Below are 22,368 nucleotides of genomic sequence, written 5' to 3' on the forward strand. Positions count from 1 at the left end.
GGCCTCATGGTTGAGGACACGCAGGCCCCCGCGGTGGTTGCACAGGCTGCCACCATTGCGGACATAATGGGCTATTTCACCCCGGGTAGGGCGGATGCTGTGCCGCCATCTCCCGCACCTCCGCCGCCACATCGCCCTCCTCGCGCACCGCGGACCCCATCAGCACCGCGAGGCGCGCCATGTCGGTGTCGTCCATGCCCTGGGTGGTGACGGCCGCGGTGCCGAGCCTGATGCCGCGGGCGTCCCCGTACGGCAGCGCGCAGGTGTCCAGCACCAGGCCGGCCGCGGCCAGCCGGGTCCGGGCGGTGGGGCCGTCGACACCGAGCGGGGCCGGGTCGGCGACGATCAGGTGGGTGTCGGTGCCCCCGGTGGTGACGTCGAAGCCCTCGGCCTCCAGGCCGGCCGCCAGGACCCGGGCGTGGTTGACGACGTGGTGGGCGTACGCGGCGAAGGCGGGCGCGGCCGCCTCGCCGAACGCGACGGCCTTCGCCGCCACCGTGTGCATCTGGGCGCCGCCCTGGGTGAACGGGAAGACGGCCCGGTCGATGCGCTCCGCCAGCTCCGCGCCGCACAGGATCATGCCGCCGCGCGGCCCCCGCAGCACCTTGTGCGTGGTGGCGCAGACCACGTCCGCGTACGGGACGGGGTTCGGCGCCGCTCCCCCGGCGATCAGTCCCATCGGGTGCGCGGAGTCGGCGATGAGGTAGGCGCCCACCTCGTCGCAGATCTCCCGGAACAGCTCGTGGTCGGGGTGACGGGGATAGGAGATCGAGCCGCTGACGATCGCCTTGGGGCGGTGCGTGCGGGCCAGGGTGCGGACCTGGTGGTAGTCGATCAGGCCGCTCTCGGAGTCCACCCCGTACCCGATGAACTCGAACCAGCGGCCGGAGAAGTTGGCGGGCGAACCGTGCGTCAGATGGCCGCCGTACGGGAGTCCCATCGCGAGGACCGTGTCGCCGGGCCGCAGCAGCGCCGCGTACGCCGCGAGGACGGCCGAGGATCCGGAGTGGGGCTGCACGTTGGCGTGCTCGGCGCCGAAGAGCGCGGTGGCGCGGCGGATCGCGATGCGTTCGGCGGCGTCCGCCTGCTCGCAGCCGCCGTGGTGGCGGGCGCCGGGGTACCCCTCGGCGTACTTGTTGGCCAGCGGGGAGCCGAGGGCGGCCAGGACGGCGGGTGAGGTGAAGTTCTCCGCCGCGGTCAGCTGGAGGGTCTCGGACTGCCGGTGGAGCTCCCCCACCAGGACGTCGGCGACCTCCGGATCCTCCCGGAGCAGGGCGTCGAAGTCCTGCGGCAGGGCGGCGACGGCGGAGGGTGCGGCAGCAGCAGTGGTGACCGGCATCGGGGGCTCCGGGCCTGGGGACGGGTGACGCCCGGCGGTGACGTCAGCTCCAATGTAGGCCTGCGGCGGGGCCGCTGCCTGCTGTCGTGAGCCGTGGCGCACCCGCCCGGCCTATCGGAGACCCGGCCCTCGGCGTACGGCCCTCAGAACGGCACGGACGGCCTTGCCGGCGTGGCTTCAGCGCGGTGCCGAGACGCCCGTCAGCGCGGTGACGACCGGGTCCAGGGCCTGGTTGATCTCGTCGCCGATGGACCGGAAGAAGGTGATGGGGGCGCCGTATGGGTCGTAGACCTCGTCGGCCTCGGCGGTCGGGGCCAGCAGCCAGCCGCGCAGCGCGGCGGCCGCACGGACCAGGGCGCGGGCGCGCTCGACGACGCCCTCGTCGCTCGCGTCGGGCAGCGTCGCGGGGTCTATCGCCCGTACCAGCCGGGTGAACTCCTTGAGCGTGAAGGTGCGCAGTCCGGCCGAGTGGCCCATCGAGATCACCTGGGCCCGGTGGTCGCGGGTGGCGGTGAGCACCAGGTCGGCGCGGATCACGTGTTCGTCGAGCAGTTCGCGGCCGACGAAGCCGGTGGCGTCGGCGCCGAAGTCGGCGAGGACCACCTCCGCGTTCGCCTCCATCGGGGCACCCTCGTGTCCCCAGGTGCCCGCGCTCTCCACGATCAGCCCGCCCTGGAGCGGGTCGCCCAGGCGGTCCACGAGGGCATGCCGCGTCAGCCGCTCGGTGATCGGTGAGCGGCAGACGTTGCCGGTGCTGACGTGGAGGATGCGGAAGGTGTCGGTCTGCCCCGCTATGCCACGCCCCTCAGGGGCGGTCAATTGGCCACCTCAAGGTCGGGTACCACCTTGCGCAGCTCCTCCGCGGAGAGCGCACCGGCGCGCAGCAGGACCGGCACCTTGCCGGTGACGTCGACGATCGAGGACGGGACGATGCCCGGGGTCGGGCCGCCGTCGAGGTACACGGACACGGAGTCGCCGAGCATCTCCTGGGCGGCGTCGCAGTCCTCGGGCGAGGGGTGTCCTGTGAGGTTGGCGCTGGAGACGGCCATCGGGCCGACCTCCGTGAGCAGCTCGATGGCGACCGGGTGCAGCGGCATCCGGATGGCGACGGTGCCGCGGGTGTCACCGAGGTCCCACTGGAGCGACGGCTGGTGCTTGGCGACGAGCGTGAGCGCGCCCGGCCAGAACGCGTCCACCAGCTCCCACGCCTGCTCCGAGAAGTCGGTGACCAGGCCGTGCAGGGTGTTCGGCGAGCCGATGAGGACGGGCGTCGGCATGTTGCGGCCGCGGCCCTTGGCCTCCAGGAGGTCGACGACGCCCTCGGAACTGAAGGCGTCCGCACCGATCCCGTACACGGTGTCGGTGGGCAGCACGACCAGTTCGCCGCGGCGGACGGCGGACGCGGCCTCGCGCAGACCCATCGTGCGGTCCGTGGCGTCGTTGCAGTCGTATCGCCGTGCCATCAGCCGGCCTCCTCAAGCATGTACGGGTAGGGGTGGTTTCCTCCGGTCACGGCATGGCCTTGCGGGCCGTGGCGAACCGGGGGCGCCTGTTGAGGTCGGGGTGGTCGGCCGCGTCGGCCCAGCCCCGCTCCTCGGTGAAGATCCACGGCACCTGGCCGCCCTGGGTGTCGGCGTGCTCGATGACGACGAGGCCACCGGGACGCAGCAGACGGTGGGCGGTGCGCTCGATGCCGCGGATGGTGTCGAGGCCGTCCTCGCCCGAGAAGAGGGCCATCTCCGGGTCGTGGTCACGGGCCTCGGGGGCCACGTACTCCCATTCGGTGAGCGGGATGTACGGCGGGTTGGAGATGACCAGGTCGACCTGGCCGTCGAGCTCGGGAAGGGCCGTCAGGGCGTCTCCGCGGTGCACGGTGACCCTGGACTCCTCGGCGTTCTTCCTGGTCCATTTGAGGGCGTCCTCGGACAGCTCCACGGCGTGCACGCGCGAGCGCGGCACCTCCTGGGCCATGGCGAGGGCGATGGCGCCCGATCCGGTGCACAGATCGACGATCAGCGGCTCGACGACGTCCATCGCGCGGACGGCGTCTATCGCCCAGCCGACGACCGACTCGGTCTCCGGCCGGGGCACGAAGACGCCGGGCCCGACCTGGAGCTCCAGGTAGCGGAAGAAGGCGCGGCCGGTGATGTGCTGGAGCGGTTCGCGGGCCTCGCGCCGGGCGATGGTCTCCCAGTAGCGGGCGTCGAAGTCGGCGTCCGGCACGTTGTGCAGCTCGCCCCGCTTGACGCCGTGCACGAACGCGGCGAGTTCCTCCGCGTCGAATCGCGGTGAAGGGACACCGGCGTCGGCCAGCCGCTGGGTGGCCTGGGCCACCTCGGCGAGCAGCAGGTTCATCGCGGTTCTCCGTACGGGTTACGAGCGGGGCGGTGGGGCTCGGGGCTCAGGGCGACCGCCCTTACGCGGCGGCGAGCTTGGCTGCGGAGTCGGCGTCGACACAGGCCTGGATCACAGCGTCCAGCTCCCCGTCGAGCACCTGGTCCAAGTTGTACGCCTTGAAGCCGACGCGGTGGTCCGAGATGCGGTTTTCCGGGAAGTTGTACGTACGGATCTTCTCGGACCGGTCGACCGTGCGCACCTGGCTGCGGCGTACGTCGGACGCTTCCTGCTCGGCGGCTTCCTGGGCCGCGGCGAGAAGCCTCGACCGCAGGATACGCATGGCCTGCTCCTTGTTCTGGAGCTGGCTCTTCTCGTTCTGGCAGGAGGCCACGACACCGGTGGGCAGGTGCGTGATGCGGACCGCGGAGTCCGTGGTGTTGACGGACTGGCCGCCGGGGCCGGAGGAGCGGTACACGTCGATACGGAGATCGTTGGCGTGGATCTCGACGTCGACCTCCTCGGCCTCGGGCGTGACGAGCACACCGGCGGCGGAGGTGTGGATGCGGCCCTGGGACTCGGTGGAGGGAACGCGCTGCACACGGTGCACGCCGCCCTCGTACTTCATCCGGGCCCAGACGCCCTGGCCGGGCTCGGTCGCCCCGTTGCCGCCCTTGGTCTTCACGGCGACCTGGACGTCCTTGTAGCCGCCGAGCTCGGACTCGGTGGAGTCGATGATCTCGGTCTTCCAGCCGACGCGCTCGGCGTAGCGCAGGTACATGCGCAGCAGATCACCGGCGAACAGGGCGGACTCGTCGCCGCCCGCGCCCGCCTTGATCTCCAGGAGCACGTCCTTGTCGTCACTGGGGTCACGGGGTACGAGCAGGAGGCGGAGCTTCTCGGTGAGCTCCTCGCGCTCCTTCTCCAGGTCCTTGACCTCGGCGGCGAAGTCGGGGTCGTCGGCGGCGAACTCGCGGGCCGTCTCGATGTCGTCGCCGGTCTGCTTCCAGGAGCGGTACGTGGCGACGATCGGGGTCAGCTCGGCGTAGCGCTTGTTGAGCTTGCGCGCGTTGGCCTGGTCGGCGTGGACCGACGGGTCCGCGAGCTTCTTCTCGAGATCGGACTGTTCGCCGATCAGTTCCTCGACCGCCTCGAACATCTTCGGGCTCCTGGTTTCTTCGATCGTCGTGCCTGCCGGCCGGCGGGTGCCTGCCGGGCGGGATGACGGGGTCGCCGTCGTCCCGGCCGGAAAAAAACGCCGGTCCCGGCGCCCCCGGGAAGAGGGCGCCAAGGACCGGCGCAGTGGCTCGCTACTTGCTGGCGGAGCCGGCGGCCTTGCCGAAGCGGGCCTCGAAGCGGGCCACGCGGCCACCGGTGTCGAGGATCTTCTGCTTGCCCGTGTAGAACGGGTGGCACTCGGAGCAGACGTCGGCACGGATGGCGCCGTTGTCCAGGGTCGACCGGGTGGTGAACGACGCGCCACAGGTGCAGCTGACCTGCGTCTCGACGTACTGGGGGTGAATGTCGCGCTTCAAGGGTTTCTCCTAGGTTCGGGAGGGCGCCGGGTCGTACGCGCGGATTGCGCGTCCGTGAACCGGGGCCGACGTACCAGTCTGCCAGGACTGGCCGTATCTCCCAAAACGAGGGTCGGCCGCCCGCTATTCCCGCTGCCGTCCGCGGGCGGGTCCGTCACTGCACGATCTGCCCGGCGTCACCCTTGTCGCCCGCCGACTTCTCGGTGGCGGAGGCGGGGATCGGCCGGTCGTTCAGGAGCGCCTGCCACACCTGCTTGCCGGCCTCCTCCTGCGGGATGACGCGGTTCGGGTCGGCCGGGTCGTACTCGACGGGCAGGGTCACCATGTGGACGTCGTCCGAGCCGAGCCCCTTCAGGCCGCTCGCGAAGGACGCGAGTTCCTTGACCGAGCCGAGGTCGGAGTCGGTGGTGATGGCCTTGGTCGCGGTGTCCGCGATGCCGTACAGCTTGGTGCCGTTGAGGATGCCCACGCTCTTGGCCTGTTCCATCAGCGCCTTGATGAAGGCCTGCTGGAGCTGGATGCGGCCGAGGTCGCTGCCGTCGCCGACACTCTTGCGGGTGCGGACGAGACCGAGCGACTCCTCGCCGTTCAGGGTGTGGGTCCCGGGTTCGAGGTTCAGATGGCTCTTGGAGTCGTTGATCGCCTGCTTGGTGGTGATCTCGACGCCGCCGAGCTTGTCGACCAGCTTCTTGAATCCGGTGAAGTCGACCTCGATGTAGTGGTCCATGCGGATCCCGGACATCGACTCGACGGTCTTCACCGCGCAGGCCGGTCCGCCGACCTCGTACGCCGTGTTGAACATCGCCCGCTGCTCCCCGGCGACGGCCTGTCCGCTCTCGTCGCCGGTGCACTCGGGCCGGGTGACGAGGGTGTCGCGCGGGATGGAGACGACGCTCGCCGTCCTGTGGCCCTTGTTGACGTGCACGACCATCGCGGTGTCCGAGCGGGCGCCGCCCTGGTCCTCGCCGTACTGCGCGTTGGCGCCGGACCGGGAGTCCGAGCCGAGGACGAGGATGTCCTCGGAGCCGTTGTCGACGTTGTCGGGGCGGTCCTTGCCCAGCGCGTTGTTGATGTCGACGGCCTTGAGATTGCCGTTGAGGTGGAAGTACGCGTAGCCGAGACCGGATCCGCCGACGACGACGAGACCGGCCAGACTCCACGCGGCTATGACGGTCGCCCTGCGGCGGCGGGACGGCTTCCTCCGGCGTTTGCCGGTGGCCCGTATTCGGCTGCTGCTCCCGCTCTGGTCACTCATCCGTCTCCTCGTTCCTCGACTGCTCCCGGCTACCCCCTGCAATGGTGTGCGGGTCTGTATGCCGCTTTGTCACCCATGACGTCACGCGTGGTGTCGCTCTTGGTTACGACGCGGCGGCGACAAGAAGGGTTGCACAGGGGCCTGTCACCTCCGGGCGGACCCGGGACGTGTTCACGGAGCGCGGGAGCAGCCGGTCGCCCGGCGCTCACCTGCGGTTTCTTGCCTGCTACAGGCAACGGGACGTGGCTGTGGGCCCACCGGCCGTGTGGCGAAGGTCTCGGGACGGCAACGGCACGGGGCCGCCCCCGGCACCGAAGTGCCGGGGGCGGCCCCGAGTACTGCCGACGGGCTGCGACTAGTCGTTGTTGCCCGGAGCCGGCGTCGTCTTCTGGATCTGGAGCAGGAACTCCGCGTTGGACTGGGTCTTCTTCATCCGGTCCAGGAGGAGTTCGATCGCCTGCTGCTGGTCCAGCGCGTGGAGCACCCGGCGCAGCTTCCAGACAATCGCCAACTCGTCACTGCCGAGCAGGATTTCTTCCTTACGGGTGCTGGACGCGTCGACGTCCACCGCCGGGAAGATGCGCTTGTCGGAGAGCTTGCGGTCGAGCTTGAGCTCCATGTTGCCGGTGCCCTTGAACTCCTCGAAGATCACCTCGTCCATGCGCGAGCCGGTCTCGACGAGCGCGGTGGCCAGGATGGTCAGCGAACCGCCGTCCTCGATGTTGCGCGCCGCACCGAAGAAGCGCTTCGGCGGGTAGAGCGCGGTCGAGTCGACACCACCGGACAGGATGCGTCCGGAGGCCGGGGCGGCGAGGTTGTACGCGCGTCCCAGACGGGTGATCGAGTCCAGCAGGACGACCACGTCGTGACCCAGCTCGACGAGACGCTTGGCGCGCTCGATGGCCAGCTCGGCGACGGTGGTGTGGTCCTCGGCGGGACGGTCGAAGGTCGAGGAGATGACCTCGCCCTTCACCGACCGCTGCATGTCGGTGACCTCTTCCGGACGCTCGTCGACCAGGACGACCATCAGGTGGCACTCGGGGCTGTTGACCGTGATCGCGTTGGCGATCGCCTGGAGGATCATGGTCTTACCGGTCTTCGGCGGGGCCACGATCAGGCCTCGCTGGCCCTTGCCGATGGGCGCGACCAGGTCGATGATCCGCGTCGTCAGGATGTTGGAGTCGGTCTCCAGACGGAGCCGGTCCTGCGGGTAGAGCGGCGTCAGCTTCTGGAACTCCGGGCGGCCGCGGCCGGTTTCGGGCGCCATGCCGTTGACCGAGTCGAGGCGGACCAGCGCGTTGAACTTCTCGCGGCGCTCGCCGTCCTTGGGCTGGCGCACGGCACCGGTGACGTGGTCACCCTTGCGCAGGCCGTTCTTGCGGACCTGGGCGAGCGAGACGTACACGTCGTTCGGGCCCGGCAGGTAGCCGGAGGTCCGGATGAACGCGTAGTTGTCGAGGATGTCCAGGATGCCCGCGACGGGGATCAGGACGTCGTCGTCGGTGACCGGCGGGGCGTCGCTCGCGAAGTCGTCGCGGCCACGACGGCCGCGGCGGTCGCGGTAGCGGCCCCGGCGGCCACGACGGCCGCCCTCGTCGTCGAAGTCGTCCTGCGGTCCGCCGCCGCCCTGCTGGCCCTGGTTCTGCCCCTGGCCGCCCTGGCCGCCGCCCTGGCCGCCCTGGCCGCCCTGACGCTGACGCTGGCCGCCCTGGCCGCCGCCCTGCTCGTCGCCCTTGCCGCGACGGTCGCGCTGACGCTCACGGCGCTCGCCGCGTTCGCCCCGCTCACCGCGCTGGCCGCGGTCCTGGCGCTCGCCACGGCGGCCTTCGGCGTTGTCCGCGGCGGCTTCGGCCTTGGACTCGGAACGGTCCTCGGCAGGGGCCTCGTGCTTCGGCTCGTCCTGCGTGCGGTCCTTGGCCTGCGCCTTGGTGTCCGCCTTACTGTCCGGGCTGCCCGCCTGCGCGGTCGCACGGCGCCGACGACGCTCGCCCGTGGGCTGGTCGTCGCTGGCCGGCTGGCCGGGGATGTCGATCTGCTGCTGGGCCGTGGCCTTCTCGGCGGGTGCGGCGGCCGGGGTCTCGTCCCCGGCGCCGGTGCGCGCCTTGGAGGTGGCCCGGCGCTTCGGCTTGGTCTCCGCCTCTTCGGCGGGGGCCGAGGCGGCCTTGGCCTTGGGCGCGGAGGAGCCGCCGGCCTGGGTCTCCTTGATGACCTCGATCAGCTGGCTCTTGCGCATCCGCGCAGTGCCCTTGATCCCGAGGCCGGACGCGACCTGCTGCAGCTCGGCCAGGACCATGCCGTCAAGGCCGGTGCCGGAGCGGCGGCGCCGTGCGGTGGTGCCAGTGGCAGCACCTTCGGCGGGCGCGGCGCTGTCGACGCTCTTGTCGGCAGTCACGCCCATCAGATCGGTGGTGTCGCTCACGAAGGGTCCTTCCCTGGAGCGGACGTCGGCCTTCTGGCTCGGCGACCGGTTGTGCTGTCCGACTGCGGTCTTCGGTGCGGACCGTGCCGGGGCGGTGGTCCGCCGGATAGGTACGGCGGAGAGATGAACGTGTGCATGGGCCCGGCGCGAGCATCCCCCTGCTCGGCCCACTCCTGGACAAGCGAGGGGTGTCGTGCCGGTTCCGGAGCGTGCTCGAAACTGCTCAGGCAGGCTGCTCAGGCAGTTGGGGAGGCTCCCGGAAGAAAAGGTGGTCCCGGAAAGGGACACGAAGCAACGCGCCACATAGACGTCGATTGCAGACTTGAGGTTAACACTACCGGCTCCAACAAACATTCCCCCTCTCACTCACCGGCAATCACTTCTCGCTAAGGCGCGAGCGGCAGCACGCTCGCACCCTGGGCGTCGAGAGCGAGCCGATTGGCCGCCCATCCCTCGCCCGCCAGCCGTGCGACCTTGTCGGCCGCACCGTCCTCGGCCAGCGCCAGCACGGTCGGCCCGGCACCGGAGATCACCGCGGGCACGCCGTCGGCGCGCAGCCGGTTGACGAGTTCCACGCTCTGCGGCATCGCCGGTGCGCGGTACTCCTGGTGGAGCCGGTCCTCGGTGGCCGTGAGCAGCAGCTCGGGGCGCCTGGTCAGGGCCTCGACGAGCAGCGCGGCGCGGCCGGCGTTGAAGGCGGCGTCGACGTGCGGGACGGTACGCGGCAACAGTCCGCGGGCGGTCTCGGTGAGCACCGGCTTGCCCGGAACGAAAACCACCGGAACGATGGAATCCGCGGGATCCATCCTGATGGCGCGAGCCGATCCGCCGTCCATCCACGCGAGGGTGAATCCGCCCAGCAGGCAGGCCGCGACGTTGTCGGGGTGGCCCTCGATCTCAGTGGCGAGCTCCAGCAGGGCCGCGTCGTCGAGCCGGGCGTCGCCGCCGGTCGTCACAGCGCGGGCGGCGACGATGCCGGCGCAGATGGCGGCGGAGGAGGAGCCGAGGCCGCGGCCGTGCGGAATGCGGTTGGCGCAGACGATCTCCAGCCCGCGGGGCTGTCCGCCGAGCAGGTCGAAGGCCGTGCGCAGGGACCGTACGAGCAGGTGCTTCTCGTCGCGGGGCAGCGTGTCCGCGCCCTCTCCGGCGATGTCGATGTGCAGCCCGGAGTCGGCGACCCGGACGACCACGTCGTCATAGAGGCCCAGCGACAGGCCGAGGGCGTCGAAACCCGGGCCCAGGTTGGCGCTGGTTGCGGGGACGCGCACCCGGACGGCGGCGGCTCGGAAGGCGGGACCGGCCATCGCTCTGACGACTCTCCTTGTGAGGCGGCGGGGAATACGAGGAGCTGCGGGTTCTTTCGGGGCTTTCGCGGCTCTTCGGGTTCTGCTCTGTGCGGCTCTTCGTTCTGCTTCTGTGCGGTTCTTCGGGATTCTGCCGGGTTCGGGGATTTCCGGGGTGGGGATTCTTCCGGACGCGTGCGGCGGCGGATACGGCCCTGATCCGGGGAATGAACCGACGGCCGCAACGGCCCGAGCACCCCGGCTCATACGGCGGGGCGGGTTGGGTACAGCTTATCGAAGGAAGGTTCTGTCGCGACATAGGGCGCACAGGAGGCGCACGATGCGTGTCGCACCCCTTCGATGCGCTCTCTGCCCCTAAAAGAGGCGTTTGAGTCGGCTTTCCGATAAGCCGCTGCCGCGGCCGCACCCGGGGCCCGTCGTCCGGCCCGGGGTGCGGCCGCCCTGTGGCGGGGTACCGCTACGCGAGGCCCAGCTTCTCGGCGGCGGTGACCGCGTCGACCGGGACGGTGACCGGCTGGGGGGCGCCGGCGACGGCCCAGTCCGGGTCCTTCAGGCCGTTGCCGGTGACCGTGCAGACGATCTTCTGGCCGGGGTCGACCTTGCCCTCTTCGGCGGCCTTGAGCAGACCGGCGACGGACGCGGCCGACGCGGGCTCCACGAAGACGCCCTCCTGCGAGGCCAACAGACGGTAGGCCGCCAGGATCTGGCGGTCCGTCACCTCGTCGATGAAGCCGCCCGACTCGTCCCGCGCGTTGAGCGCGAACTGCCAGGAGGCCGGGTTGCCGATCCGGATCGCGGTGGCGATGGTCGACGGGTCCTTGACGATCTCGCCGCGCACGATGGGCGCGGAACCGGAGGCCTGGAAGCCCCACATCCGCGGCTTGTGCGTGGCCAGGCCGTCCCCGGCGTACTCCGTGTACCCCTTCCAGTACGCGGTGATGTTGCCCGCGTTGCCGACCGGGAGGACGTGGATGTCCGGGGCGTCGCCGAGCGCGTCGACGATCTCGAAGGCGGCGGTCTTCTGGCCCTCGATACGCACCGGGTTGACCGAATTGACCAGCGCCACGGGGTAGTTGTCCGAGAGCTGGCGGGCCAGCGTCAGGCAGTCGTCGAAGTTTCCGTCGACCTGGAGGATCTTGGCGCCGTGGACGAGCGCCTGGCCCATCTTCCCGAGCGCGATCTTGCCCTGCGGCACGAGGACGGCGCAGACCATTCCGGCCCGTACCGCGTAGGCGGCGGCGGAGGCGGAGGTGTTGCCGGTGGAGGCGCAGATGACGGCCTGCGCGCCCTCCTCCTTGGCCCGGGTGATGGCCATGGTCATACCGCGGTCCTTGAAGGACCCGGTGGGGTTGGCGCCCTCGACCTTGAGGTGCACCTCGCAGCCCGTGCGCTCGGAGAGGACCTGAGCGGGAACGAGCGGCGTACCGCCCTCACGGAGCGTGACGACAGGCGTCGTGCTCGTGACCGGAAGACGGTCCCGGTACTCCTCGATGATGCCGCGCCACTGGTGGGTGCCCTTGGTGGTCATGGGTCCTTACTCCCCTTCAACACGCATGATGCTGGCGACACCGCGCACGGTGTCGAGCTTGCGCAGCGCCTCGACGGTCCCGGAAAGGGCGGCGTCGGGCGCGCGGTGGGTGACGACGACGAGGGAGGCCTCGCCGCCTCCGTCCTGTCGGCCTTTCTGGCGGACCGTATCGATGGATACGCCCTGTTCGGCGAAGACCGTCGCTACCTGGGCGAGCACGCCCGGCTTGTCGGCCACGTCGAGGCTGATGTGGTACCGCGTGACGACGTCACCCATGGGGCTCACCGGCAGACGCGTGTACGCGGACTCTCCGGGCCCGGGGGCCTCGTTGAGCTTGTTGCGGCAGACCGCGACGAGGTCACCGAGGACCGCGGAGGCGGTCGGTGCGCCACCGGCGCCGGGGCCGTAGAACATCAGCTGCCCGGCGGCCTCGGCCTCGACGAACACCGCGTTGTACGCCTCGCGGACGGAGGCCAGCGGGTGGCTGAGCGGGATCATCGCGGGGTGCACGCGGGCCGTGACGGACTGCCCGTCGGCTGCCCGCTCGCAGATGGCGAGGAGCTTGACGGTGCAGCCCATGCGGCGGGCGGAGGCGATGTCGGCGGCGGTGACCTCGGTGATGCCCTCGCGGTGCACGTCGCCGATCCTCACCCGGGTGTGGAAGGCGATTCCGGCGAGGATCGCGGCCTTGGCGGCGGCGTCGAAGCCCTCGACGTCGGCGGTCGGGTCCGCCTCCGCGTATCCGAGGGCGGTGGCCTCGTCGAGCGCCTCCGAGTATCCGGCGCCGCTGGTGTCCATCTTGTCGAGGATGAAGTTCGTGGTGCCGTTGACGATGCCGAGGACCCGGTTGACCTTGTCGCCGGCGAGGGACTCGCGCAGCGGCCGTACGAGCGGGATGGCACCGGCCACGGCGGCCTCGTAGTAGAGGTCCCGGCCGTGCTGCTCGGCGGCGGCGTGCAGGGCGGCGCCGTCCTCGGCGAGCAGTGCCTTGTTGGCGGAGACGACGCTCGCGCCGTGCTCGAAGGCGGTGGTGATGAGCGTGCGGGCCGGCTCGATGCCGCCGATGACCTCGATGACGACGTCGATGTCGCCCCGTTTGACCAGGGCGGTCGCATCGGTGGTGATCAGCGCGGGGTCGATGCCCTCGCGGACCTTGGAGGGCCGGCGCACGGCGACGCCGGCGAGCTCCACCGGTGCGCCGATGCGCGCGGCGAGGTCGTCGGCGTGCGTCGTCATGATGCGGGCCACCTCTGAGCCGACCACTCCACAGCCCAGCAGCGCCACCTTCAGCGGACGCGTACGCATCATCCGACCTCGTTTCCTTTACATCTGATGTGTGAACCAGTCTCACTCACCGGACGGGGGTTTCCGCCACCCGTCCGGATCCTGAGATGTTTAGCGGGTTCCGGTGGTATCCGCCCGGAAATACGGCGTCATCCGACGTCGAGACGCAGAAGATCTTCCTCCGTTTCGCGCCGGACGATGACCCGGGCCTGTCCGTCGCGCACGGCGACGACGGGCGGACGCAGGGCGTGGTTGTAGTTGCTCGCCATGGAACGGCAGTACGCACCGGTCGCCGGGACCGCGATCAGGTCGCCGGGGGCCAGGTCGGACGGCAGGAACGCGTCCTTGACCACGATGTCACCGCTCTCGCAGTGCTTGCCGACGACCCGCACCAGCATCGGCTCGGCGTCCGAGGTGCGCGAGACGAGGGCGACGCTGTACTCGGCGTCGTACAGCGCGGTGCGGATGTTGTCCGACATGCCGCCGTCGACGCTGACGTACGTACGCAGCCCCTCCAGGGGCTTGATGGTGCCGACCTCGTACAGCGTGAATGCCGTGGGCCCGACGATGGCGCGGCCGGGCTCGACGGAGATCCGGGGGGTGGCGAGCCCGTTGGCCTCGCACTCGCGGGTCACGATGTCGCCGAGCGCCTTGGCGATCTCGTGCGGCTCGCGCGGGTCGTCGTCGGAGGTGTACGCGATGCCGAGGCCGCCGCCGAGGTCGATCTCGGGCAATTCGATGCCGTGCTCGTCGCGCACCTCGGCCAGCAGCTGCACCACGCGGCGCGCGGAGACCTCGAAGCCGGCCATGTCGAAGATCTGCGAGCCGATGTGGGAGTGGATGCCGATGAGTTCGAGACCGTCGAGGGTGAGGGCCCTGCGGACGGCCTCGGCGGCCTGCCCGTCGGCGAGCGCGATGCCGAACTTCTGATCCTCGTGCGCGGTGGCGATGAACTCGTGGGTGTGCGCCTCGACGCCGACGGTCACCCGGATCTGTACGGGCTGGCGCCGGCCGAGGCGCTGCGCGATGTGGGCGACGCGGACGATCTCCTGGAAGGAGTCGAGCACGATCCGGCCCACGCCGGCCGAGACGGCCCGCTCGATCTCGTCGACGGTCTTGTTGTTGCCGTGGAAGGCGATGCGCGCGGCGGGCATGCCCGCGTCCAGCGCGGTGGTCAGCTCGCCGCCGGAGCAGACGTCGAGATTGAGCCCCTCCTCCTGGAGCCAGCGCACGACGGCGCGGGAGAGGAAGGCCTTGCCGGCGTAGAAGACGTCGGCGCCGGGTCCGAACGCGTCGGACCAGGCGCGGCAGCGGGCGCGGAAGTCGGACTCGTCGAGGAAGTAGGCCGGTGTGCCGAACTCCTCGGCCAGACGGGCGACTTCGATCCCGCCGACGGTCAGGGCGCCGTGCTCGTCCCGGGTGACCGTGCGGGCCCAGACCTTCTCGTCCAGGACGTTGAGGTCCTCGGCGGGGGCGCTGTAGTGGCCCTCCGTCATGACGTCGGCGTGACGGGGCCCGGCGGGGTGTGCGGATCGGCTCATCGTGATGCTCTCTCGGGTCTCTCAGAGGTGTCGGGGTGCGCTGATACCGAGCAGGGACAGGCCACCGGCCAGCACCGTCCCGGCGGCCTCGGCGAGGGCGAGCCGGGAGCGGTGGGCGGCCGAGGGTTTCTCGTCCCCGACGGGAAGCGGTGAGGCGGCGTCGTGGAAGTCGAGGAGGGCGCGTGCGACCGCTTCGAGGTGCCGGGCGAGCCGGTCGGGAGCGCGGTGGCGTGCGGCGGCGAGCAGCGCGGCGGGGTGGTCGGCGAGGAGGGTGAGCAGCGCGTCCGACTCGGCACCTGCGGGCTCCTGGCCGGGGTCGCTCGCGAAACCGAGGAGAGCGGCGGCGTGGGTCAGCGCGTGGACACGGGAGTGTGCGTAGCGGACCAGGAACAGCGCGTTGCCCTCGCCCTGGACGAGGAGGTCGTCGCCGAGAGGCGCCCGGTCGTGCCCGGCGGGCCGCAGCAGACCCCAGCGGGTCGCGTCGGGCCCGAGCCGGCGGAGCAGTTCCCCTGCGGTGGCGCCGGCGGGGACGGGCCGTATCTCCATGGGGAACGGTTCCCCGGCCTCGGCCTCGACGGTGATCCCGAGCCGCGCCCAGTCCGGATCGGGCGCCCCCTCGCAGCCGATGTGGACGCGCGCGCCCTGCGCCCGTGCGAGCCTGCCCACCGCGTCGGCGGTGACGGCGGCCCGGATCTCGCGCGCGTGGCTGAATCGCAGCAGGTCGCCGGCGAGCGCGTCGCCGTGCCCGTACCGCGGCCCCTGCTCGCGCACCCGGGACAGCAGCGCCCCGTACGCGTCGGCGGAGGCGTCGAGCGTGAAGTTCAGGAATCCGGGCCCGGTGATCTCGACCTGCCCGACGCCGGGCGCCCCGGCCACCCGCTCCCGCAGGATCTCGGCCACTTCCCGCGCGGACAGGGCGGCGGGCCCGGCGAGCTGGAGCGCGACGGCGCTGGCGTAGTCACCGCGTCCGCCGGGCCGTGTCCTCTCCACTCGCACACGCGCGGGCACGGGCGCGCGCAAAGCGTTCTCGTCGACCGCGCGGCGCACGGCGCGCAGCACGGTCAGGGAGAGATCGGCGGGGGTCACGGGACAAGCGTATGGGAGAAAGGGGGGCCTTTCGCCAACGCGTTTCGCCATCCGGTCACCCGGCGGCGCTCTCCGCCCGTCCGGCCCCCTGCCTGCCGTCGAGCACCGGCGGGCGCCCGCGCTCCATCAACTGCCTTACGACCCGCACCAGCTCGCTCGGCTCGAAGGGCTTCGCCAGGAACGCGTCGACGCCCGCCGCGACACCGTTGTCCACCTCGTACGGCGTGCACGCGCTGATGATCGCGACGGGCAGATGCCGGGTGCGTGGGTCGGAGCGCAGCCTGGTGGCCGTCTGCAGTCCGTCCAGCCGGGGCATCACGACGTCGAGCGTGATCACATCGGGACTGACCCGATGCACCAGATCCAGACACTCGACACCATCGGCCGCGGTCACGACCTCGAAGCCCTCCAGCTCGAGATTGACCCTGATCAACTGCCGGATGACCTTGTTGTCGTCGACAACAAGCACGCGGCCGCATGCCCCTGACACTCTTCGAGAGTAGGCGGGGCGGAGTGGCTGCGTCCGGGTTTTGCCCACTTCCGCCCCCGGACGGGTGGGGCGGGGGGTGGCCGGATGTGCGTGCGAGCACGGCCAGCTCAGGTGCGTCGGGCCATGCAAAAAGGCTCTGGTCAGCATTTCTGCTGGCCAGAGCCTTGATTCCGGAAGTGCCCCCGGCAGGATTCGAACCTGCGCACCCGGCTCCGGAGGCCGATGCTCTATCCCCTGAGCTACGGGGGCGTATCGCTGTGTTGCTCGGCGACGGGTGAAACACTACCAGCTTCCACGGGGTGTCCGTGAACAGGTATTTCCGCGTCGCGGCGATGGGACCGGAGCGCCCGGGCCCATCGCCGCGTACCGCATCAGCCGACCGGCAGCCCCGGTGCCGGATACCCGTCCATCAGCGCCTTCACCTCGGCGCGGACCGTCGTGACGGCGGACTCGTCGCCGGTGCGGGCGGCGTCGACCACGCGGTCGATCCAGCCCGCGACGGTGGCCATCTCGGCGGCGGGGATGCCCCGTGACGTCAGGGCCGGGGTGCCGATGCGGATGCCCGAGGGGTCGAAGGGCTTGCGGGGGTCGTAGGGGACGGTGTTGTGGTTCACGACGATGCCGGCGCGGTCCAGGGCCTTGGCCGCGGTCTTGCCGGGGACGTCCTTGTCCGTGAGGTCGATGAGGAGGAGGTGGTTGTCCGTGCCTCCCGAGACGAGGTCGAAGCCGCGGGCCGCCAGTTCCTCGCCCAGGGTGCGGGCGTTGGTCACCACGTCGTGGGCGTAGGTGCGGAAGTCCGGTGCGGCGGCTTCACGCAGGGCTGCGCCGATGGCCGCCGTGGTCTGGTTGTGCGGGCCGCCCTGGAGGCCGGGGAAGACGGCGCGGTCGAGGGCGCGGGCGTGTTCGGCCCGGCTCAGCAGCATCGCGCCGCGCGGGCCGCGCAGGGTCTTGTGGGTGGTGGTGGAGACCACGTCCACGTGCGGGGCCGGCGAGGGGTGGGCGCCGCCGGCGATCAGGCCGGCGATGTGGGCGATGTCCGCGACGAGGACGGCGCCCACCTCGCGGGCGATCTCGGCGAAGCCGGCGAAGTCGATCTCGCGGGGGACGGCGGTGCCGCCGCAGAAGATCAGCTTGGGCCGCTCGGCGAGGGCCAGGTCGCGGACCTCGTCCAGGTCGACGCGGCCGGTGTCCCGCCGCACTCCGTACTGGACGCCGTTGAACCAGGTGCCGGTGGCCGAGACACCCCAGCCGTGGGTGAGGTGGCCGCCCATCGGGAGGGACATGCCGAGCACGGTGTCGCCGGGCTTGAGGAAGGCCAGGTAGACGGCGAGGTTGGCCGGGGAGCCGGAGTAGGGCTGGACATTGGCGTGGTCCATGCCGAAGAGCGCCTTGGCCCGTTCGACGGTGAGCGTCTCGACCTGGTCGATGATCTGCTGGCCCTCGTAGTACCGCTTGCCCGGGTAGCCCTCGGAGTACTTGTTCTGGAGGACGGTGCCGGATGCCTCCAGCACGGCTGCGGAGACGTAGTTCTCGCTGGGGATCAGGCGGAGGGTGTCGGCCTGGAGTTGTTCCTCGGCGGCCACCAGCGCGGCGAGTTCCGGATCGGCCGCCGCCAGGGCGGGGTGGCGGGGGTGCGAGGGTACGGATGCGGTCACGGGATCCTCCCGGGTCGGCCGCTTGCTGCGGCGTGGACCCGGATGCCCAGGCGGACGGCTCTCCGGAGATGACGCCCCGGGCGGGCCCGGGGTGTGCCGCTCCCTCGTGGTCGATTCCACTGAGCGCCCCGGCAGGGGCGCGCGCCAGTCGCAGCGATTCGTACCCTACTGGGCGGCGGGGGCATCGGCCCGGAATTCCGTCGGGACGGGGAGGCGGCCGGGGCAGCGGGCACCCGGGATCATCCGGATCTATCGGGAGCCACCGGGCGGCACGGTCCGATCCTCGGCCAAACGGCGCGAACTCCCCTTCGTCAAGCAGCCTTTGGCTCATTCTTGGTCATTGCATGCCCCCTACATGAGGTGTTCCTCGCCAGAGTGGCGCATTACATGTGCACAACATTCGGCACATGCGCCACACGCGAGACCCACATCGCAGGGGGTTGTTTTGAGAATCAGCCGCACCCGACGACGCGCCGCGCTGAGCATGGCGGCGACGCTGCCACTGCTCGCCGGTGCGCTCGCGTTCGGGATAACCGACGCCAGCGCGGATTCCGCGCCGGGCGGCCGGGACGCGCTGCAGGGCACCAAGCCGGCCTGGGCCACCGCCACGGCCGATCAGGGGGCCACGGCCGACAGCGGAAAGGTCGCCGTCCGGGTCCACCTCGCCGGACGGGACGCGAAGGGGCTGGCCGCCTACGCGGCCGCCGTCTCGGACCCGCAGTCACCCTCGTACGGGAAGTACCTGAGCGCCGCACAGGCGCAGGCGCGGTTCGGGGCCACCCGGGACCAGATCGACCGGGTCAGCCAGTGGCTGGAGGCCAGTGGGCTGACCGTCACCGGTGCCACCCAGCACTACGTCTCGGCCACCGGTGAAGTGGCGCAGGCGGAGAAGGCGTTCAGCACACAGCTGCGCAACTACCGCAAGGGAAGCCGCACCTATCGCGCCCCCGCCTCCACCGCCTCCGTGCCGGCCGCGCTGAGCGACGCCGTGCTCGCCGTCTCGGGTCTGGACAACGCGCCGCACACGTCGAGCCACGACGAGGTGCTGCCGCCGCCCGACGCGGTGTTCCGCAACTCCGGGCCGTTCTCCTCGTACTTCGGGTCGAAGACCGCCTCCACCCTGCCGAGCGCCTACGGGGCCAAGGTGCCGTACGCCGTCAAGGGGTACACGGGCAAGCAACTGCGCGCCGCGTACGGGGCCGGCAGCTACACCGGCAAGGGGGTCACCGTCGCGATCACGGACGCGTACGCCTCCCCCACCATCGCCAAGGACGCCGCCGAGTACGCGAAGCGCAACGGTGACGCGCCCTACCGGCGCGGGCAGCTCAGCCAGGTGCTGCCGGACGACTACACGAAGACCGAGGAGTGCGGGGCGTCCGGCTGGTACGGCGAGGAGACGCTCGACGTCGAGGCAGTGCACGCCGTCGCGCCCGCCGCGGACATCGTGTACGTGGGCGGCGCGTCCTGCTACGACAACGACCTGCTGGACTCGCTGAACAAGGTCGTCGACCACCGGCTCGCCGACATCGTCTCCAACTCGTGGGGCGACATCGAGGCCAACCAGACGCCCGACCTGGCGCTCGCCTACGACCAGGTGTTCAAGATGGGCGCGGTCGAGGGCATCGGCTTCTACTTCTCCTCGGGTGACGACGGCGACAACGTCGCGTCGACCGGCACCAAGCAGATCGACGTCCCGTCCAACTCCGCCTGGGTGACCTCGGTCGGCGGTACGTCGCTGGCCGTCGGCAAGCACGACACGTACCAGTGGGAGACCGGCTGGGGCACGCTGAACGCTCCGCTGGCGGCGGACGGCAGGAGCTGGACGGGCTTCCCCGGGGCGTACACCTCGGGCGCGGGCGGCGGTACCAGTTCCACGGTGAAGCAGCCGTTCTACCAGCGCGGCATCGTGCCGGACTCGCTGGCGAAGGCGAACGGGACGGCCCGGATGCGGACGGCCCCGGACATCGCGGCCGTCGCCGACCCGAACACCGGCTTCCTGGTGGGCCAGACGCAGACGCTGCCGGACGGATCGCTGGGCTACGACGAGTACCGCATCGGCGGTACGTCACTGGCGGCGCCGGTCATCGCCGGTGTCCAGGCCCTCGCGCAGCAGGCGCAGCACGGGCGCCCGATCGGTTTCGCCAACCCGGCGATCTACGCCCGCTACCACTCGAAGGCGTACCACGACGTGACGGACCACCCGCTGGGTGCCGGCCGTGATCTCGCGGTCGCCCGGGTGGACTTCACCAACGGCTTCGACGCGGCGGACGGACTGCGGACCTCGGTGCGCAGTCTCGGCAAGGACGCCTCGCTGTCGGCGGTGCGGGGCTACGACGACGTGACGGGTGTCGGTACTCCGGCCTCCGGCTATGTGAGCTCGTACCGCAGGCGCTGAATCCGCGGAACGGGGATGTGAGCCGGCCGTCGCGGGGGATGGATCCCCGTGACGGCCGGCTCCGTCACGCGGAGGCCCGTTTGCGGGAGGCCGTCTTCGTGCCGCTCTGCTTCTTGGCCGCCGTCTTCTTGGACGTGGTGCTCTTGGACGCAGCGGTCTTGGAAGCGGTCTTCTTCGCCCCGGACCGGCTGCCGGACGCGGTCTTCTTCGCCGCCTGTTTGCCCGTGCTCGCCGTGGACTTCTTCGCCCCGGAGGACTTGGGCGAGGAGGCGGACTTCCGGGACCCGCCGCCGGAGGACGAGGTGCGCGACACCGACTTGCCCGTGGGCGTCCTGTGCGTGGTGGAGGCCGACGGCTTGCGGTCCGCGAGCGAGGTGACCGACGCCTTCTCCTCATCCGCCCCGTCCCCCTCGTCCCCGTCCTCGCCGCGGGCCTCCTTCGCCGCCCGGACACTGCTTTCCAGGGCCGCGAGGAGGTCGATGACCTTGCCGCCACCGGAGCCGCCGGACTCGGGCGGTTCCAGGACCTCGCCGGAGGCCTTGGCCGCGATGAGCTCCTCGACCGCCTCGCGGTAGTCGTCGTGCAGCGACTCCATGTCGACCTCGCCGAGCGTGTCCATCAGCGCGTCCGCCAGATCGAGCTCGGCGTCGCGGACCGACACGTCGCTCTCCGGAGCGACCCCTTCGGGGGCCCGGATCTCGTCCGGCCAGAGCAGTCCGTGCATCGCGATCACGTCGTCGACCACCCGCAGCATCCCCAGCCGCTCCCGCCCGCGCAGCGCGTACTTGGCGAGGGCGACCTTCTGGCTCCGCTTGAGCGCCTCGCGCAGCAGGGTGTACGGCTTGGCGGCCGGCACCCCGTTGGCCGACAGGTAGTACGCCGCGTCCATCTGGAGCGGGTCGATGGAGTCGGCCGGCACGAAGGCGACGATCTCGATGGTCTTGGCGGTGGGCAGCGGAAGCGAGCCGAGGTCCTCGTCGGTGATCGGGATCATCGAGCCGTCCGCGTCCTCGTACGCCTTGCCGATGTCGGAGGCGGTCACCTCCTCGCCGTCCAGCTCGCACACCTTGCGGTAGCGGATGCGGCCGCCGTCGGCGGCGTGGATCTGGCGGAAGGAGATCGAGTGGTTCTCGGTGGCGTTGACCAGCTTGATCGGGATGCTGACCAGCCCGAAGGAGATGGCGCCGTTCCAGATGGACCTCACCGGTCACCCCTTATGTGCGTTACATCCGTATAGATCCGTATTTCATGTGACTCTTATCGTATGACGCCGATCACCGTGGTGGAGGGGCGGCGGGTGCCGCTCAGCAACCTGGACAAGGTGCTGTATCCGGCCACCGGCACCACCAAGGGCGAGGTGCTGCACTACTACGCGGCCACGGCGGCCGAGGTCCTGCTGGCCCAGCTGCGGGACCGGCCCCTGTCCTTCCTGCGCTATCCGGACGGGCCGGACGGGCAGCTGTTCTTCACCAAGAACCCGCCGCCCGGTACGCCGTCCTGGGTACACACCGCCCCGGTGCCGCACCACGAGAAGGAGCAGGCCCGGCAGGTCGTCGTCCAGGACCTCGCCTCACTGATGTGGGCGGCCAATCTGGTGGTGGAGTTCCACACCCCGCAGTGGCGGGCCGGGACGCCGGGGGTGGCGGACCGGATGGTGTTCGATCTGGACCCGGGCGCGCCCGCGACGGTCGTGGAGTGCTGCACGGTCGCCCTCTGGCTACGGGAGCGGCTGGCGGCGGACGGGCTGGAGGCGTACGGGAAGACCTCCGGGTCCAAGGGGCTGCATCTGCTCGTACCGCTGGAGCCCACCGCTTCCGAGCGGGTGTCGGCGTACGCGAAGATGCTCGCCGTCGAGGCGGAGAAGGAGCTTCCGGATCTGGTGGTGCACCGGATGAGGCGGGCGCTGAGGCCGGGCAAGGTGTTCGTCGACTTCAGCCAGAACGCGGCGGCGAAGACGACGGCCACCCCGTACACGCTGCGGGCGCGGGCCGAGCCGGCCGTCTCCGCGCCGGTCACCTGGGCGGAGATCGAGGCGTGCCGCCGGCCCGGGGCGCTGGTCTTCCTGGCCGGTGCGATGGCGGAGCGGCTGCACCGGTACGGCGATCTGCTCGCACCGCTCACCGAGCCGGACCGGGGGCGGCCGATTCCGGACACTCCGTAGGGCTCCGGTGGCCGGGACATACCGCATCGGCGCAGGTGTTGT

18 protein-coding genes and 1 tRNA gene are annotated in these 22,368 nt (G+C 71.0%); 2 read left to right on the forward strand and 17 right to left on the reverse strand.

Going from position 1 to position 22,368, the window contains the following annotated elements; translation table 11 throughout:
* Positions 1 to 76: 76 nt before the first annotated feature.
* The 16 genes from glyA (OG959_RS10765) to glyA (OG959_RS10840) form a co-directional block, all read right to left on the reverse strand.
* Positions 77 to 1,339 (reverse strand): serine hydroxymethyltransferase, encoded by a 1,263-nt coding sequence (gene glyA / locus OG959_RS10765; protein WP_326657939.1) that lies wholly within the window; start codon positions 1,337 to 1,339, stop codon positions 77 to 79.
* A gap of 177 nt (positions 1,340 to 1,516) precedes the next feature.
* On the reverse strand, positions 1,517 to 2,158 hold the full coding sequence (locus tag OG959_RS10770) for an arsenate reductase/protein-tyrosine-phosphatase family protein (RefSeq protein WP_306083207.1): 642 nt from the start codon (positions 2,156 to 2,158) through the stop codon (positions 1,517 to 1,519).
* Complete coding sequence (locus OG959_RS10775; RefSeq protein ID WP_326657940.1) at positions 2,155 to 2,802, reverse strand: L-threonylcarbamoyladenylate synthase; 648 nt, start codon at positions 2,800 to 2,802, stop codon at positions 2,155 to 2,157. The genes OG959_RS10770 and OG959_RS10775 overlap by 4 nt, the downstream gene beginning before the upstream one ends.
* Positions 2,803 to 2,848: 46 nt before the next feature.
* On the reverse strand, positions 2,849 to 3,694 hold the full coding sequence (gene prmC / locus OG959_RS10780) for a peptide chain release factor N(5)-glutamine methyltransferase (protein WP_148020732.1): 846 nt from the start codon (positions 3,692 to 3,694) through the stop codon (positions 2,849 to 2,851).
* Positions 3,695 to 3,755: 61 nt separating this feature from the next.
* Positions 3,756 to 4,832: a peptide chain release factor 1 gene (prfA, locus tag OG959_RS10785; protein WP_148020731.1), complete on the reverse strand. Its 1,077-nt coding sequence runs from the start codon at positions 4,830 to 4,832 to the stop codon at positions 3,756 to 3,758.
* 151 nt (positions 4,833 to 4,983) lie between these two features.
* Positions 4,984 to 5,208, reverse strand: a complete 225-nt coding sequence (gene rpmE / locus OG959_RS10790; protein WP_326657941.1) for a 50S ribosomal protein L31 — start codon at positions 5,206 to 5,208, stop codon at positions 4,984 to 4,986.
* Positions 5,209 to 5,362: 154 nt separating this feature from the next.
* Positions 5,363 to 6,463, reverse strand: coding sequence for an LCP family protein (locus OG959_RS10795; RefSeq protein WP_326657942.1), 1,101 nt, complete (start codon positions 6,461 to 6,463; stop codon positions 5,363 to 5,365).
* Positions 6,464 to 6,818: 355 nt separating this feature from the next.
* Complete coding sequence (rho, locus tag OG959_RS10800) at positions 6,819 to 8,882, reverse strand: transcription termination factor Rho (protein WP_326657943.1); 2,064 nt, start codon at positions 8,880 to 8,882, stop codon at positions 6,819 to 6,821.
* A gap of 386 nt (positions 8,883 to 9,268) precedes the next feature.
* Positions 9,269 to 10,186: a homoserine kinase gene (gene thrB / locus OG959_RS10805; RefSeq protein ID WP_326657944.1), complete on the reverse strand. Its 918-nt coding sequence runs from the start codon at positions 10,184 to 10,186 to the stop codon at positions 9,269 to 9,271.
* 457 nt (positions 10,187 to 10,643) lie between these two features.
* Positions 10,644 to 11,714 (reverse strand): threonine synthase, encoded by a 1,071-nt coding sequence (gene thrC, locus OG959_RS10810; protein WP_326657945.1) that lies wholly within the window; start codon positions 11,712 to 11,714, stop codon positions 10,644 to 10,646.
* Positions 11,715 to 11,720: 6 nt separating this feature from the next.
* A complete protein-coding gene (locus OG959_RS10815; protein ID WP_326657946.1) occupies positions 11,721 to 13,022 on the reverse strand; it encodes a homoserine dehydrogenase in 1,302 nt (433 codons plus the stop codon).
* Between the two features lie 125 nt (positions 13,023 to 13,147).
* Entirely contained in the window at positions 13,148 to 14,539 is a 1,392-nt protein-coding gene (gene lysA / locus OG959_RS10820) for a diaminopimelate decarboxylase (protein WP_326657947.1), read from the reverse strand.
* A gap of 21 nt (positions 14,540 to 14,560) precedes the next feature.
* Entirely contained in the window at positions 14,561 to 15,625 is a 1,065-nt protein-coding gene (gene nrtL, locus OG959_RS10825; protein WP_326657948.1) for an ArgS-related anticodon-binding protein NrtL, read from the reverse strand.
* Between the two features lie 55 nt (positions 15,626 to 15,680).
* A complete protein-coding gene (locus tag OG959_RS10830; RefSeq protein ID WP_024490816.1) occupies positions 15,681 to 16,094 on the reverse strand; it encodes a response regulator in 414 nt (137 codons plus the stop codon).
* Positions 16,095 to 16,292: 198 nt separating this feature from the next.
* Positions 16,293 to 16,364: transfer RNA gene (locus OG959_RS10835), tRNA-Arg, on the reverse strand.
* Between the two features lie 122 nt (positions 16,365 to 16,486).
* A complete protein-coding gene (gene glyA / locus OG959_RS10840; RefSeq protein WP_326657949.1) occupies positions 16,487 to 17,770 on the reverse strand; it encodes a serine hydroxymethyltransferase in 1,284 nt (427 codons plus the stop codon).
* 484 nt (positions 17,771 to 18,254) lie between these two features.
* On the opposite strand from glyA (OG959_RS10840), the gene OG959_RS10845 reads away from it, so the two are divergent.
* On the forward strand, positions 18,255 to 20,165 hold the full coding sequence (locus OG959_RS10845) for a S53 family peptidase (RefSeq protein WP_442805735.1): 1,911 nt from the start codon (positions 18,255 to 18,257) through the stop codon (positions 20,163 to 20,165).
* Between the two features lie 64 nt (positions 20,166 to 20,229).
* Here the strand turns inward: OG959_RS10845 and ku are convergent, their stop codons facing one another.
* Positions 20,230 to 21,369 (reverse strand): non-homologous end joining protein Ku, encoded by a 1,140-nt coding sequence (gene ku, locus OG959_RS10850; RefSeq protein ID WP_326657951.1) that lies wholly within the window; start codon positions 21,367 to 21,369, stop codon positions 20,230 to 20,232.
* Positions 21,370 to 21,429: 60 nt separating this feature from the next.
* Here ku and ligD point away from each other — a divergent pair, with 60 nt between their 5' ends.
* Entirely contained in the window at positions 21,430 to 22,326 is an 897-nt protein-coding gene (ligD, locus tag OG959_RS10855) for a non-homologous end-joining DNA ligase (protein ID WP_326657952.1), read from the forward strand.
* Positions 22,327 to 22,368 lie beyond the last annotated feature (42 nt).

Source organism: Streptomyces sp. NBC_00385 (assembly GCF_035917155.1).
Lineage (GTDB): Bacteria > Actinomycetota > Actinomycetes > Streptomycetales > Streptomycetaceae > Streptomyces > Streptomyces poriferorum.

Coding starts and splice junctions, on each gene's coding strand:
- OG959_RS10845 (WP_442805735.1), top strand. CDS start 18,255: ATGGCGGCGACGCTGCCACTGCTCGCCGGTGCGCTCGCGTTCGGGATA.
- ligD (WP_326657952.1), top strand. CDS start 21,430: ATGACGCCGATCACCGTGGTGGAGGGGCGGCGGGTGCCGCTCAGCAAC.
- OG959_RS10815 (WP_326657946.1), bottom strand. CDS start 13,022: ATGATGCGTACGCGTCCGCTGAAGGTGGCGCTGCTGGGCTGTGGAGTG.
- OG959_RS10775 (WP_326657940.1), bottom strand. CDS start 2,802: ATGGCACGGCGATACGACTGCAACGACGCCACGGACCGCACGATGGGT.
- lysA (WP_326657947.1), bottom strand. CDS start 14,539: ATGAGCCGATCCGCACACCCCGCCGGGCCCCGTCACGCCGACGTCATG.
- thrB (WP_326657944.1), bottom strand. CDS start 10,186: ATGGCCGGTCCCGCCTTCCGAGCCGCCGCCGTCCGGGTGCGCGTCCCC.
- glyA (WP_326657939.1), bottom strand. CDS start 1,339: ATGCCGGTCACCACTGCTGCTGCCGCACCCTCCGCCGTCGCCGCCCTG.
- thrC (WP_326657945.1), bottom strand. CDS start 11,714: ATGACCACCAAGGGCACCCACCAGTGGCGCGGCATCATCGAGGAGTAC.
- prmC (WP_148020732.1), bottom strand. CDS start 3,694: ATGAACCTGCTGCTCGCCGAGGTGGCCCAGGCCACCCAGCGGCTGGCC.
- OG959_RS10795 (WP_326657942.1), bottom strand. CDS start 6,463: ATGAGTGACCAGAGCGGGAGCAGCAGCCGAATACGGGCCACCGGCAAA.
- prfA (WP_148020731.1), bottom strand. CDS start 4,832: ATGTTCGAGGCGGTCGAGGAACTGATCGGCGAACAGTCCGATCTCGAG.